We start from the raw sequence: 14,109 nt of genomic DNA, 5'->3' as shown, positions 1-14,109 counted from the left end.
CGGCGTCCCCGGCCCCGCCGCCGGGACAGCCCGCCGGGCCCGTCGCGGGCGACGCCAACGGCTGGTCCATGGACGAGCGGCTCTACAACCAGGTCTGGGGCATGTTCGAGGACCTGGCCAGGACCACCGCCGCCTACCGCAGCGCGGTCGACTTCGCCGACTCCCGCCGGGACAAGGAGCTGGACCAGGTCCTGTCCGACCCGCGCAGCAGGATCGGCGGTCAGGGCGACGCCGTGCGGGAGGCGGCCCGCGCCAAGCACGCCGAACTCGTCGACCGCGCCAGGGCCGTCCTCGACCGGGACCTCGCGCAGCTCGCCGCCGAGTCCGACGTCGTGGAGCCCGCGCTGCCGCCCGCCTTCGCCCGCTGGGACAACCCCGTGTGGCACGGCTACCGGGTCCCCATGGAGATGCCCATGGCCCTGCGGCTGGGCGATCTGCACCTGCCCGAGAGCGGCCCGCTGCGCATACCGATGCTGGTCAGGCTGCCGCTGGAGCGCGGCCTGTGGATCGACAGCGGACGCACCGGGCTGCTCGACGAGACGTTCGCCGACCCCGACCGGATGGGCAGGCTCGCGCTCGACACGGCGGTGGCGGTCGCGGCGCGGCTGCTCGCGGTGTACCCGGCGCACGAGTTCGCCGTGCACGTCATCGACCCGGCGGGCGGCGGCACCGACGCGCTCGCGCCGCTGGTGCGCACCGGCGCCCTCGCCGCCGGGCCCGCGCTGGGCGCCGGGGGTGTGGCCGAGGTCCTGGGCCGCCTCACCCGGCGCGTCGACCTGGTGCAGATGGCGGTGCGCGGCGGCGCGGCCGACTCCCTGCCGCCCGACGTGGACACCGCCGAGCACCTGCTGATCGTCAACGACTTCCCGCACGGCTTCGACGACCGTGCCGTGACCCAGCTGCGCTACCTCGCGGACGAGGGTCCGGCGGTCGGGGTGCACCTGCTGATGGTCGCCGACCGGGAGGAGGCCGACGGGTACGGGCCGCTGCTCGACCCGCTGTGGCGTTCGCTGATGCGGCTGACGCCGGTGGCCGACGACCATCTCGCCGACCCCTGGGTCGGGCACGCCTGGACGTACGAGCCGGCGCTGGTGCCGCCCGGCAGCGAGATCCTCCAGCAGGTGCTCGCGCGGGTGGCCGAAGCGCGCACCAAGTACTAGTAAAAGGCTCTGACCTGCAAGCTTGGTATTTTCTTTGCCAAGCGCTTTACCAATCCTTGGTGATTGGGGTACTGTTTTCCGTACGGAGGGGAGTACTCCCTACCAATTGCGGCGTACCCGTCAATACGGATCCGAACGGATCCCGGGGCGTCGGCCCGTCACGGGTGGAAGAGACCTCCGGCAGCGACGACGCTGACCTTGCCGTTACGTACTGCCGGAGGCGCAGTGGATGTTTCCCTGACCCTGTGGGTCCTGACCATCGTGGGCCTCGCCGCCCTGATCTCGGTCGATTTCTTCATCGGCCGCAAGCCGCACGACGTCTCCATCAAGGAGGCGGGGATCTGGACCGTCGTCTGGATCACCCTCGCCGCGCTGTTCGGGCTCGGCCTGCTCGTCTTCGGGGGCGGACAGCCCGCGGGTGAGTTCTTCGCCGGCTTCATCACCGAGAAGTCCCTGAGCGTCGACAACCTCTTCGTCTTCGTCCTGATCATGGCGAAGTTCGCGGTCCCCTCGCAGTACCAGCAGCGGGTCCTGCTCATCGGCGTCCTGATAGCCCTGGTGCTGCGCGCGGTCTTCATCGCCGCGGGCGCCGCCATCCTCGCCAGCTTCTCCTGGGTCTTCTTCCTCTTCGGCGCCTTCCTGATCTGGACCGCCTGGAAGCTCGTCCAGGAGGCGCGGGCCGACGAGGAGGACGAGGAGTTCCAGGAGAACAAGCTCCTCAAGGCCGCCGAGCGCCGCTTCGGAGTCGCCGACCGCTACCACGGCACCAAGCTGTGGATCGAGCAGAACGGCAAGCGGGTCATGACCCCGATGCTGGTCGTGATGCTCGCCATCGGCACCACCGACGTCCTCTTCGCGCTGGACTCCATCCCCGCGATCTTCGGTCTGACCCAGGACCCGTACATCGTCTTCACGGCCAACGCGTTCGCGCTGATGGGCCTGCGGCAGCTGTACTTCCTCATCGGCGGGCTGCTCAAGAAGCTGGTCCACCTCAGCTACGGCCTGTCGATCATCCTGGGCTTCATCGGCGTCAAGCTCGTGCTGCACGCGCTGCACGAGGCCGGTGTCCACGTCCCGGTGATCTCCATACCCGTCTCGCTCGGGGTGATCTGCGGCGTCCTGATCGTCACCACGATCACCAGCCTCCGCGCCTCCAAGAAGCAGGCGGCGGCCGAGGCGCGGCGGGCCGAGGGCGACGGCGCCCCGAAGGACAGCGTCGGGGCCTGACGCACGTGACACACGGACACCACCACCGGGAGCGGCGCGCGGCGCGGGCCGGGCACCGCTCCCGGTGCTCGACCCCGTCGCAGGACATGCGGCGCACCGACCGCTCTGCGACGATCGCTGCATGATCGCTACGCTCAGGTCGCTCGCGCGGTGGACGTCCGGTGTGCCGGTGCTCGCGGTCGTCCTGCTGATCCTCACCTGGGGCCGCGATCTGCCCGGCGTCATCGTCGCGCTGGTCACCCTGGTCCTGGCGGGCGCCGTCCTCGCGGCCGTGCACCACGCCGAGGTGGTCGCCCACCGGGTCGGTGAACCCTTCGGCTCCCTCGTCCTCGCCGTCGCCGTGACGATCATCGAGGTCGCCCTCATCGTCACCCTCATGATCGACGGCGGCGACAAGAGCACGACCTTGGCCCGCGACACCGTCTTCGCCGCCGTGATGATCACCTGCAACGGCATCGTCGGCCTCTGCCTGCTGGTCGCCTCGCTGCGCCACGGCACCGCAGTCTTCAACCCCGAGGGCACCGGAGCGGCGTTGGCGACCGTCGCCACCCTGGCCACCCTCAGCCTGGTGCTGCCGACGTTCACCACGAGCAAGCCGGGCCCGGAGTTCTCCGGCGTCCAGCTCACCTTCGCGGCGATCTCCTCGCTGATCCTCTACGGCCTGTTCGTCGCGACCCAGACCGTGCGGCACCGGGACTACTTCCTCCCGCTCACCCGGCTGGGAGAGCCGATCACCCAGGACGACCACGCCGACGCGCCCTCCGGCCGGACCGCCCTGATCAGCCTCGGACTGCTCGGCCTCGCCCTGATCGGCGTGGTCGGCCTGGCGAAGGGCGTGTCGCCCACCATCGAGTCCGGAGTGGAGGCGGCCGGGCTCCACCACGCCGTCGTCGGTGTGATCATCGCCCTGCTGGTGCTGCTGCCCGAGACGATCGCCGCGGTCCGCTCCGCCCGGCGCGACCGGGTACAGACCAGCCTCAACCTCGCCCTCGGCTCCGCCATGGCCAGCATCGGCCTGACCATCCCCGCCGTCGCCCTCGCGTCGATCTGGCTCTCCGGGCCGCTCGTCCTCGGCCTCGGCTCCACCCACCTGGTGCTGCTCGTGCTCACCGTCGTGGTCAGCTCGCTGACCGTGGTCCCGGGCCGCGCCACCCCCCTCCAGGGCGGAGTCCACCTGGTGCTGTTCGCGGCCTATCTGGAACTGGCGATCAATCCATGACCGGCCGCCCGGCCGCCACCCGCACCGGACGGGTCTCGGGCAGCAGCGCGAAACACCCCAGGCTCAGCAGCGCGACCCCGGTCAGATAGGCGCCCACACCCCACGGCACCCGTCCGCCGTGCTCGGCCAGCGCCGTCGCCGCGATCGGCGTCAGCGCGCCCCCGAGCACCCCGCCCAGGTTGTAGCCCACGGCCGCCCCCGTGCAGCGCACCCGCGGCTCGTACAGCTCCGGCAGATACGCGGCGACCACCCCGAACATGGTGACGAACGACAGCAGCGCCCCCAGGAACCCCACGAACATCGGCAGCGGCTGTCCCGTCGACAGCAGCGCGACCATCGGGAACATCCACAGCGCGGCGGCACCGCACCCGATCAGACAGAGCGGACGCCGCCCGTAGCGGTCCCCGAGCAACGCCGTCACCGGCGTCAGCGAGCCCTTCACCGCCACGGCGGCCATCACACAGGTCAGCATGACGGTCCGGCTCACCCCGAGCCGTTCGGTGCCGTACGCCAGCGACCACGTCGTCACGGCGTAGAAGACCGCGTACCCGACGGCGAGCGCGCCCGCCGTCAGCAGGACCGTCCGCCAGTGGTCGCGCACGACCTCCGCGAACGGCACCCGCGCGTGGTCGTCGATCTCCAGGAAGCGCGGGCTCTCGGTGAGCGACGAGCGCAGCCACAGCCCCGCCGTGGCCAGCACCCCGGCCGCCCAGAACGGCACCCGCCACCCCCACGAGGCGAACTGCGCGTCGGACAGGGTCGCCGACAGCCCCAGCACCACACCGTTGGCGAGCAGGAACCCCACGGACGGTCCGATCTGCGGGAAGCTCGCCCACAGCACGCGGCGCTCGGGCGGCGCGTGCTCCGTGGCCAGCAGCACCGCCCCGCCCCACTCCCCGCCGACCCCGAGCCCCTGCGCGAACCGCAGGACCAGCAGCAGCACCGGCGCGGCCGCCCCGATCGACGCGTAGGTGGGGACGAAGCCGACGGCGACCGTCGACACCCCCGTCAGCACCAGGGACACCACCAGCACCGGTCGCCGCCCGCGCCGGTCGCCGAGGTGCCCGAAGAGCGCCGCGCCGAGCGGCCGGGCGACGAAGCCCACCCCGAACGTGCCGAAGGCGGCCAGTATCCCGGCGACGGGCGAGAAGGTCGGGAAGAACAGCGGCCCCAGGACCAGTGCGGCCGCCGTCCCGTAGGCGAAGAAGTCGTAGAACTCGATGGCGGTGCCGGCGAGCGAGGCCGCGGCGACCCGTTTCATGGAGGGCGCCCTTACGGTGCGTGCATCGTGCATGCCGCGTCAACTACCCATGGTGATCGCGCGTTACGGGGGCGCGCGGGGGCGCGGCACCGACCCGCGGGGGCCGCCCCGGCGCCCGCCCACCGTGATAGACCGGGTCCGAGCAGCGGTCCCTCGCGGATCGCATCATCCGACCGGACCGGAGGAACCGTGCCCCGCACCCTGGCCCACGCCCCGATCATGATTCTCAACGGCCCCAACCTGAACCTGCTCGGGCAGCGCCAGCCGGAGATCTACGGATCCGACACGCTCGCCGACGTCGAGGCGCTCTGCGCGCGGACGGCGGCGGCGCACGGCGGCACGGTGGACGCGCGGCAGTCCAACCACGAGGGCGAACTGATCGACTGGATCCACGAGGCCCGCGCGGACCACTGCGGCATCGTCATCAACCCCGGCGCCTACTCGCACACCTCGGTCGCCCTCCTGGACGCCCTCAACACCTGCGACGGGCTGCCCGTGATCGAGGTGCACATCTCCAACATCCACCAGCGCGAGTCCTTCCGGCACCACTCCTACGTCTCGCTGCGCGCCGACGGTGTCATCGCGGGGTGCGGGGTGCAGGGGTACGCGTTCGCGGTGGAGCGGATCGCCGCGCTGGCGGGGGAGGGGCGGGCCGACACCTAGGGCCCGCGGGCGCCGTCAGAAGCCGTGGGTCAGGACCGACATGGCGACGAAGAGGAGCGCCAGGAGCAGGCTGCGGATGGCCCGGTGGCACCAGCGGAACTTGCGGGAGACGACGTGCGCCATGCCCCACGCCTGCGAGGCGACGTCGCGGAAGAGCGCGTCCCGGTTGACGGTGAGCGCCGCCAGCTCGCCCACGTAGCTCGCGGCACTCGGATGGCACCGGGCGATCTGCTCGAAGTGGATCGAACTGGCGGACGGCGCACAACGGCCGTACCGCGTGCGGGGCAGGATGCACAGCCCCGCGCAGACGCCGGTGCACAGCAGCAGCACCGTGCCCACCGCGACGCACGTCACGGGGATCGGTCCGGGGCGGCCCCAGGAACCCACCACCCGGTACAGCGCCGAACCGATCAGCCCGGTGGCCGCCAGCATGACGCCCGCCTTGGCGTCCGAGTGCTTGGCCGCGTCGTCGACGAGGGCGAGGACCTGCCACGCCTGCACGACGTCGGGGGCCCGGTGCCCCTCCCTCGCCCCGCCCGCGCCCACCGACTCACGATCCATCAGCCGCCTCGCTCCGCCGCGATCTCCGCGTCCGCCCGCTGCACCATCGGTGACCGAGCGTAGTGCCCGACCGCCGTGCGTCACCGGACGGCAAGCCGACGCCCCGGCCGCATTCACCCGCCTCACGGTGAGGCCGTCGCGAGGCTGGCGCTTCAGGAGGCGGAGGGCGCGGTCGCGCGCCGCAGGAAGCGCCGCGTGCGCTCCTCCACCGGCTCGCCGAACACCTGCTCGGCGCTGCCGCGTTCCAGGACGACCCCGCCGTCGAGGAAACAGACCTGGTCGGCGACGTCCCGGGCGAAGGCCATCTCGTGCGTGGCCAGCACCATCGTCATCCCGTCCTCCTTGAGGCCGCGGACGACGGTGAGGACCTCGCCGACCAGCTCCGGGTCGAGCGCGGCGGTGACCTCGTCGAGCAGCAGCAGCCGCGGGCGCACCGCGAGGGCGCGCACGATCGCCACGCGCTGCTGCTGGCCGCCGCTGAGCCGGTCCGGGTACTCGCCCGCCCTGGCCCCGAGCCCGAGCCGCTCCAGCAGCTCCCGGGCCCGTTCCTCGGCCTCCGCGCGGGGCACGCCGTGGACCCGGCGCGGGGCGAGCGTGATGTTCTCCAGCACCGTCATGTGCGGGAACAGGTTGTACGCCTGGAAGACGACGCCGATCCGGCGGCGCACCGCGTCCTGGTCGGCGCGCGGGTCGGTGATCTCCTCGTCGTCCAGCCAGATCGCGCCGTCGTCGATCTCCTCCAGGAGGTTGGCGCAGCGCAGCAGCGTCGACTTGCCGGAGCCGGACGCGCCGATCAGCGCGGTCACCGTGTGCGGGGCGACCTCCAGGTCGACGTCGCGCAGCACCACCGAGCCGCCGAACGTCTTGCGGACCGACTCCATGCGCAGCACGGGCGTGTCGCTCACAGCGCTCCTCCCTGGGCCCGGCGGCGGTCCATCCGGGCCGTCACCCAGTCCGTGAACCGGGTCATCGGGATCGTCAGCGCCACGAAGACCAGGCCCGCGACGATGTAAGGCGTGTAGTTGAGGCTCCGGCCCACGATGATGTCGGCCGCCCGCACGGCGTCGATCGCGCCGCCGATCGAGACCAGCCCGGTGTCCTTCTGGAGCGACACCAGGTCGTTGAGGAGCGGCGGCACCTGGCGGCGCACGGCCTGCGGGAGCACCACGTGGCGCAGCGCCTGCCGGTTGGTGAGGCCGAGGGAGCGGGCCGCGGCGCGCTGCGAGGGGTGCACGGACTCGATGCCCGCGCGGAACACCTCGGCCACGTACGCCGAGTACGTGAGCGTCAGCGCGGTGCCGCCGAGCAGCACCGGGTCGACCGTGACGCCCTGGAGGCGCAGCGCGGGCACCCCGAGGACGACGATCATCAAGTTGATGATGAGCGGCAGTCCGCGGAAGAAGTCGGTGTACGCGGCGGCCAGCGCGCGCAGCGGGAAGAACACCGGGCCGCGCAGGGTCCGCGCGACGGCGATCAGCATGCCGAGGACCAGGACGGCCGCGCCGCACACGAACAGCAGCCGGACGTTGAGCCAGAGCCCTTCGAGGACCTTGGGGAACGCCTCGCGCGCGTACCGCGCGCTGAAGAACGTCTCCTTGGTGCGCGGCCAGCCGGGCGCGTGGACGACGAGCAGGTAGAGGACGACGCCCGTCACGAGGGTGGAGAGGGCGGCGATCGCGGTCGCGCGGCGGGCCCGCGCGCGCCGGTGGCGCTCGCGCTCGATCCGGCGCGCGGACGGCGTGTAGCCGTCGTCCGGTCCGGTGGGGGCGCCGTCGCGGCCCGCGGTGCCGCCGTCGTCGTCCGCGCCGTCCGGCCCCGACTCCGTCTTGGCGAGGGTCACTTGACGACCGGGACGTCGACGGCGTCCGAGAGCCACCGCTTCTCGATCTTCGCCAGGGTGCCGTCCCCGCGCAGCGCGTCGACGGCGTCCGTCACGCACGACGTCAGGGCGCTGCCCTTGTCGAGCACCAGGCCGAACTGCTCAGGAGTGTCGCCCTGGTTGGCGAACTGCCCCACGATCGTGGCGTTCGTGACCTCGGCCGCGGTGATGTAGAACGCGGTGGGCAGGTCGGCGACGATCGCGTCGACCTGGCCGTTCTTCAGCGCGGACTTGGCCTGGTCGTTCTTGGCGTAGACGGCGGGCTGCCGCTTCGGCTTCACCACGTCGGTGAGGTAGTCGAGGCTGGTGGTGCCGACCTGGGCGCCGAGCCTGAGCTGGCGCAGCTTCGCGATGGTCGTCGCGTCGGCCGCCTTGCCGCCCCTGAGCGCGAGGACCGCCTGGCGGACGTCGTAGTAGCCGGAGGAGAAGTCCACCGCCTTCTTGCGCTCGTCGCTGATCGACACCTGGTTGATGTCGAAGTCGAAGGTCTTCTCGCCGGGCGCGAACGCCTTGTTGAAGGGCACGCTCTGCCAGACGACGGCGTCCTCGGCGTAGCCGAGCCGCTTCGCCACCGCGTAGGCGACCGCCGACTCGTAGCCCTCGCCGTTGGCGGGCTTGTCGTCCTTGAACCAGGGTGCGTAGGCCGGTTCGTCCGTGGCGATCGTCAGCTTCCCGGCCGTCCTGGTCGCCAACTCGCCCCGGGCGCACGCCGCGCCGGACGGTGACGCCGACGCCTTCTCCTCCGGCTGCGGAGCACAGCCGACGGCGGTGGCGAGCAGGGCTGTGGTCGCGACGGCGATCGCGTGGCGCAGGAGGCGAGGGGCAGGGTGCATGGCGGGAGAGTGGCAGTCCGGCCTTCGGTTTGTCGAGGTCACGACCAGATGTGTCCGCATGGTGGGAACGGGTGTTGCGTCCCTGTGAACGGGGCCGGGGCCGCCGGTCGAGGGCGGGATGGAGAGACCGGCGGCCCGCGCCGCGCAGGAGCCGTCTTCCCGTGCGGGGCCGTCACCAGTTCACCGTGTCACCGGCCCGCGACGGGAGCGCGCGAACACCACCGGCGTGTGCGAACACTGCACACGGGGCGCGCGTTCGTCTTTCGCGCACCCCCTGTTGCCGCTGGGCTCACCACCCCCGCGCGTGCCACTCCGGCAGGTGCGGACGCTCGGCGCCGAGCGTGGTGTCGCCGCCGTGGCCCGGGTAGACCCAGGTCTCGTCCGGGAGGGCGTCGAAGATCTTCGTCTCGACGTCGTGGATCAGGCTCGCGAACGCCTCGGGATCCTTGCGGGTGTTGCCGACGCCGCCGGGGAACAGGCAGTCCCCGGTGAAGACATGGGGGTGGCCGTGCGGGTCGTCGTAGACGAGGGCGATCGAGCCCGGGGTGTGGCCGACCAGGTGGCGCGCGGTGAGGGTGACCCGGCCGACGCGCAGGGTGTCGCCGTCGTCGACCAGGGTGTCGGTGGGCACCGGGATGCCGGAGGCGTCCTCGCGGCCCGCGCAGGTGCGGGCTCCGGTGGCGGCCACCACCTGGGCCAGCGCCTGCCAGTGGTCGCCGTGCTGGTGCGTGGTGACGACAGTGGCGATGCCGTCGGCGCCGATCGTGCCCAGCAGGGTCTCCGCGTCGTTCGCCGCGTCGATCAGGAGCTGCTCGTCCGTGGCCCGGCAGCGCAGCAGATAGGCGTTGTTGTCCATCGGGCCGACCGCGATCTTGGTGATCATCAGGTCCCTGAGCTCGTGCACGTCCGCCGGTCCGCCGACCGTCACCTGTCCGCTGTAGGTCATGGACGCCAGCCTATAGCGGGGGAGCGCGGCGGCCTCCCCCGCGGCGGGGCGTGCGCTCAGAGCGGGGGCAGCGCGGGCAGCGGGCCGCCCGTGACGGTCAGGGCCGCGCCGTCACGCCGTCCCGCGAGCCAGCCGAGCAGGTCGGGCGCCGGGCCCGTGACGGTGACCGAGGGGGCGTCGGCGTCCCGGCCGGTGCTCCACGCGCGCGTGGAGTCCGTGAGACGGGTCGGCGGCACCTCGGGGTGCCCCGCGAAACGGGCCGCGAGGAACGCGATCTCCCGCTCCGTGAAATCCTCGGGGAGGTCCTCCAGCTCGTACCCGATACCGAGGTCCACGTGGTGCAGCTCCACCTCGGCCCAGCGCCGGAACGGCACCCGGGCCGCCGCGTCGGTGACGCCGTTGCGCAGCTCCACCGTGCGCGACCAGTCCGCGGGCACCGCCCCCGCGGCCCGGAAGCGGTCGGCCGACTCGCGGACGTCGGTGAGCTGGACGTCCAGCGCGCGCGGGGCGTCCCGCTCGATGTCGGCGTCCCGGTCCGACGCCGACGGGTACATCGGGCGGCCCTCGAAGACGTTCACCAGGGCGTCGGCGTTGCGGGCGAGGTGGGCCAGGACGTGGCCGCGGCTCCAGCCGGGCAGCCGTGACGCCTCGGCCGCCGAAGCGTTGTCCAGTGCGGCGGCCGCGCTGAGCAGCCGGTCGGTGGCGTCACGTACAGACGCCAGGTCACGAGCGTGATCAATCATGCTGCTGACATTAGCCTCGCCACACCTTCGGGTGAAGGTGGTGAAGACCGGCCGTAAATCGAATGCACGTGCTATATGGTCGGGGGCGGCGTCGGGCATGCTGGAGGGCCGGGGATTGTTAAGGCAACCAGGAATCCGACCGGCGTTGTCAGTGGCTCCCCCTAGTCTGAAGAAGCACGGGGGCTCCGGCCCCTGTCACTTCTCTCAAGAAAGGTGCGGACCGGCGTGGCCGACCGTCTCATCGTCCGTGGCGCGCGCGAGCACAACCTGAAGAACGTCTCGCTCGACCTGCCCAGGGACTCGCTCATCGTCTTCACGGGCCTGTCCGGTTCGGGCAAGTCCTCGCTGGCCTTCGACACCATCTTCGCCGAGGGCCAGCGCCGGTACGTGGAGTCGCTCTCCTCGTACGCCCGGCAGTTCCTCGGCCAGATGGACAAGCCGGACGTCGACTTCATCGAGGGTCTGTCGCCCGCGGTCTCCATCGACCAGAAGTCGACCTCGCGCAACCCGCGCTCCACGGTCGGCACCATCACCGAGGTCTACGACTACCTCCGGCTGCTCTTCGCGCGCATCGGCAAGCCGCACTGTCCCGAGTGCGGCCGCCCGATCTCCCGCCAGTCGCCGCAGGCCATCGTCGACCGCGTGCTGGAGCTTCCCGAGGGCAGCCGCTTCCAGGTGCTCTCCCCGCTGGTGCGCGAGCGCAAGGGCGAGTTCGTCGACCTCTTCGCCGACCTCCAGACCAAGGGCTACAGCCGCGCCCGCGTCGACGGCGCCACCATCCAGCTCGCCGAGCCGCCGACGCTGAAGAAGCAGGAGAAGCACACCATCGAGGTGGTCGTCGACCGCCTCACGGTGAAGGACACCGCCAAGCGCCGTCTCACCGACTCCGTGGAGACCGCCCTCGGCCTCTCCGGCGGCATGGTCGTGCTCGACTTCGTCGACCTCCCCGAGGACGACCCCGAGCGCGAGCGCATGTACTCGGAGCACCTGTACTGCCCGTACGACGACCTGTCCTTCGAGGAGCTGGAGCCCCGCTCCTTCTCCTTCAACTCGCCCTTCGGCGCCTGCCCCGACTGCTCCGGCATCGGCACCCGCATGGAGGTCGACCCCGAGCTGATCGTCCCGGACGAGGACAAGTCCCTGGACGAGGGCGCCATCCACCCCTGGTCCCACGGCCACACCAAGGACTACTTCGGGCGGCTGGTCGGCGCCCTCGCGGACGCGCTCGGCTTCCGCACCGACATCCCCTTCGCCGGGCTGCCGCTGCGCGCCAGGAAGGCCCTCCTGCAGGGGCACAAGACGCAGATCGAGGTCCGCTACCGCAACCGGTACGGCCGCGAGCGCGTGTACACGACGCCCTTCGAGGGTGCCGTCCCGTTCGTGAAGCGCCGCCACAGCGAGGCCGACAGCGACGCCAGCCGGGAGCGCTTCGAGGGGTACATGCGCGAGGTGCCCTGCCCCACCTGCGAGGGCACCCGGCTGAAGCCGATCGTCCTGGCCGTCACGGTCATGGGGAAGTCGATCGCCGAGGTCTCCGGCATGTCCATCAGCGACTGCGCGGACTTCCTGGGCGAGCTGCGGCTCAACGCCCGCGACAAGCGGATCGCCGAGCGGGTCCTCAAGGAGGTCAACGAACGGCTGCGGTTCCTGGTCGACGTCGGCCTCGACTACCTCTCGCTGAACCGTGCGGCCGGCAGCCTCTCCGGCGGCGAGGCCCAGCGCATCCGGCTTGCGACCCAGATCGGCTCCGGACTCGTCGGCGTGCTCTACGTCCTCGACGAGCCCTCCATCGGTCTGCACCAGCGGGACAACCACCGGCTGATCGAGACCCTGGTCCGGCTCCGTGACATGGGCAACACGCTCATCGTCGTCGAGCACGACGAGGACACCATCAAGATCGCCGACTGGATCGTCGACATCGGCCCCGGCGCCGGTGAGCACGGCGGCAAGGTCGTGCACAGCGGCTCCTACAAGGAGCTGCTCGACAACGCCGAGTCGCAGACCGGGCTCTACCTGGCGGGCAAGAAGGCGATCCCGCTGCCCGACGTCCGCCGCCCGCAGGACCCGTCCCGCCGCCTCACGGTGCACGGCGCCCGCGAGAACAACCTCCAGGACATCGACGTCTCCTTCCCGCTCGGCGTCTTCACGGCCGTCACGGGCGTCTCGGGCTCGGGCAAGTCCACCCTGGTCAACGACATCCTGTACACGCACCTGGCGCGCGAGCTGAACGGCGCGAGGAGCGTCCCCGGGCGCCATACGCGCGTGGCGGGCGACGACCTCGTCGACAAGGTCGTGCACGTCGACCAGTCGCCCATCGGCCGCACCCCGCGCTCCAACCCGGCCACCTACACCGGTGTCTTCGACCACATCCGCAAGCTGTTCGCCGAGACCACCGAGGCGAAGGTGCGCGGCTACCTGCCGGGCCGCTTCTCGTTCAACGTCAAGGGCGGCCGCTGCGAGAACTGCGCGGGCGACGGCACCATCAAGATCGAGATGAACTTCCTCCCGGACGTCTACGTCCCGTGCGAGGTCTGCCACGGCGCCCGGTACAACCGGGAGACGCTGGAGGTCCACTACAAGGGCAAGTCCATCGCCGAGGTCCTGAACATGCCGATCGAGGAGGCGCGCGACTTCTTCGAGGCCGTCCCCGCGATCTCCCGCCACCTCGGCACCCTCAACGACGTGGGTCTCGGCTACGTCAGGCTCGGGCAGTCCGCGACCACCCTCTCGGGTGGCGAGGCGCAGCGGGTCAAGCTCGCCAGCGAGTTGCAGCGGCGCTCCACCGGCAGCACCGTCTACGTCCTGGACGAGCCGACGACGGGTCTGCACTTCGAGGACATCAGCAAGCTGCTGACGGTCCTCTCCGGTCTGGTCGACAAGGGCAACACGGTCATCGTCATCGAGCACAACCTCGACGTGATCAAGACCGCCGACTGGGTCGTCGACATGGGCCCCGAAGGCGGCGCGGGCGGTGGACTCGTCGTCGCCGAGGGCACGCCCGAGGAGGTCGCCGGGGTACCGGCCAGCCACACCGGCAAGTTCCTGCGGGACATCCTCGACGCGGACCGCATCAGCGACGCGCCCCCGTCGAAGGCCCCGCGCCGGACGACGACGGCGAAGAAGGCGGCCGTGAAGAAGACGGCGACGGCGGCCGCGGGGAAGACGGCCGTGGCGGCGAAGAAGGAGCCCGCCGCGACCAAGGCGTCCGGCGGCGCCGCCAAGAAGACGGCGGCGAAGAAGGCGGCGTCCGCCAGGACCCGCAAGAGCTGAGGCCGGACCCGGCCGGCCGGGCCGACCCTCCGGGGTCGGTGCGGGCGGCGGCGAGCCCCCTCGCGCGGTGAGGGTCCAGGCGTCCGTGGGGCTGTGGTCGGTGCGGGCGGGGGCGAACCCCGCCGCACGCTCATGGACGGCGACGAGTCGGTGTCCGCGAGGCCGGGTTACCGGGTGGCTGGGCGGGCTGTTTGGTGGGGGAGGCGTGCTTCTCTCGCCGGGCGGGTTGTCCGGTGGCGGATACCGGCTCGGCTCCGGACGGGATGCCCGTTCGGTGGTTGGACGTGCGGGACGTACCCCTGACGACGCGGCGCCCCGTGGGAACTCTCCACGGGGCGCCGCGTCAT

The 14,109-nt window shown here is 71.7% G+C and carries 11 protein-coding genes and 1 pseudogene; 5 read left to right on the top strand and 7 right to left on the bottom strand.

Features of this window, described 5'->3' with window-relative positions; all coding sequences use genetic code 11:
- From GA0115242_RS37875 to GA0115242_RS37865, 3 genes and pseudogenes are all read left to right on the top strand, one after another.
- A pseudogene (locus GA0115242_RS37875) lies at positions 1 to 1,160 on the top strand (export associated protein); the annotation flags it as partial.
- A gap of 225 nt (positions 1,161 to 1,385) precedes the next feature.
- Positions 1,386 to 2,387, top strand: coding sequence for a TerC family protein (locus GA0115242_RS37870; RefSeq protein ID WP_093836195.1), 1,002 nt, complete (start codon positions 1,386 to 1,388; stop codon positions 2,385 to 2,387).
- A gap of 121 nt (positions 2,388 to 2,508) precedes the next feature.
- Positions 2,509 to 3,606 carry a calcium:proton antiporter gene (locus tag GA0115242_RS37865; protein WP_093836194.1) on the top strand — a complete coding sequence of 366 codons (1,098 nt, stop codon included), beginning with the start codon at positions 2,509 to 2,511 and terminating at the stop codon, positions 3,604 to 3,606.
- Here the strand turns inward: GA0115242_RS37865 and GA0115242_RS37860 are convergent.
- A complete protein-coding gene (locus GA0115242_RS37860; RefSeq protein ID WP_237549549.1) occupies positions 3,596 to 4,867 on the bottom strand; it encodes an MFS transporter in 1,272 nt (423 codons plus the stop codon). The genes GA0115242_RS37865 and GA0115242_RS37860 overlap by 11 nt on opposite strands.
- 189 nt (positions 4,868 to 5,056) lie before the next feature.
- Between GA0115242_RS37860 and aroQ the strand changes: the two genes are divergently transcribed.
- A complete protein-coding gene (gene aroQ, locus GA0115242_RS37855) occupies positions 5,057 to 5,530 on the top strand; it encodes a type II 3-dehydroquinate dehydratase (protein ID WP_093836192.1) in 474 nt (157 codons plus the stop codon).
- Between the two features lie 15 nt (positions 5,531 to 5,545).
- Here the strand turns inward: aroQ and GA0115242_RS37850 are convergent, their stop codons facing one another.
- The 6 genes from GA0115242_RS37850 to GA0115242_RS37825 all read right to left on the bottom strand — a co-directional run bounded on the left by GA0115242_RS37850 (position 5,546) and on the right by GA0115242_RS37825 (position 10,492).
- On the bottom strand, positions 5,546 to 6,091 hold the full coding sequence (locus GA0115242_RS37850) for a Pycsar system effector family protein (RefSeq protein ID WP_093836191.1): 546 nt from the start codon (positions 6,089 to 6,091) through the stop codon (positions 5,546 to 5,548).
- Positions 6,092 to 6,243: 152 nt separating this feature from the next.
- A complete protein-coding gene (locus tag GA0115242_RS37845) occupies positions 6,244 to 6,972 on the bottom strand; it encodes an amino acid ABC transporter ATP-binding protein (RefSeq protein ID WP_093836197.1) in 729 nt (242 codons plus the stop codon).
- A gap of 20 nt (positions 6,973 to 6,992) precedes the next feature.
- A complete protein-coding gene (locus tag GA0115242_RS37840) occupies positions 6,993 to 7,931 on the bottom strand; it encodes an amino acid ABC transporter permease (protein WP_093836190.1) in 939 nt (312 codons plus the stop codon).
- The gene (locus GA0115242_RS37835; protein WP_093836189.1) at positions 7,928 to 8,803 is read right to left on the bottom strand and encodes an ABC transporter substrate-binding protein; all 876 of its coding nucleotides are present in this window, start codon (positions 8,801 to 8,803) and stop codon (positions 7,928 to 7,930) included. The genes GA0115242_RS37840 and GA0115242_RS37835 overlap by 4 nt, the downstream gene beginning before the upstream one ends.
- A 289-nt stretch (positions 8,804 to 9,092) precedes the next feature.
- Complete coding sequence (locus tag GA0115242_RS37830) at positions 9,093 to 9,749, bottom strand: MBL fold metallo-hydrolase (RefSeq protein WP_093836188.1); 657 nt, start codon at positions 9,747 to 9,749, stop codon at positions 9,093 to 9,095.
- Positions 9,750 to 9,805: 56 nt separating this feature from the next.
- Entirely contained in the window at positions 9,806 to 10,492 is a 687-nt protein-coding gene (locus GA0115242_RS37825) for a maleylpyruvate isomerase family mycothiol-dependent enzyme (protein ID WP_093836187.1), read from the bottom strand.
- Between the two features lie 225 nt (positions 10,493 to 10,717).
- Here GA0115242_RS37825 and uvrA point away from each other — a divergent pair, with 225 nt between their 5' ends.
- Positions 10,718 to 13,762 (top strand): excinuclease ABC subunit UvrA, encoded by a 3,045-nt coding sequence (uvrA, locus tag GA0115242_RS37820; RefSeq protein ID WP_093836186.1) that lies wholly within the window; start codon positions 10,718 to 10,720, stop codon positions 13,760 to 13,762.
- Positions 13,763 to 14,109 lie beyond the last annotated feature (347 nt).

This window comes from Streptomyces sp. SolWspMP-5a-2, assembly GCF_900091845.1.
Lineage (GTDB): Bacteria > Actinomycetota > Actinomycetes > Streptomycetales > Streptomycetaceae > Streptomyces > Streptomyces doudnae.
This window is presented reverse-complemented; position numbering and strand designations above follow the sequence as displayed.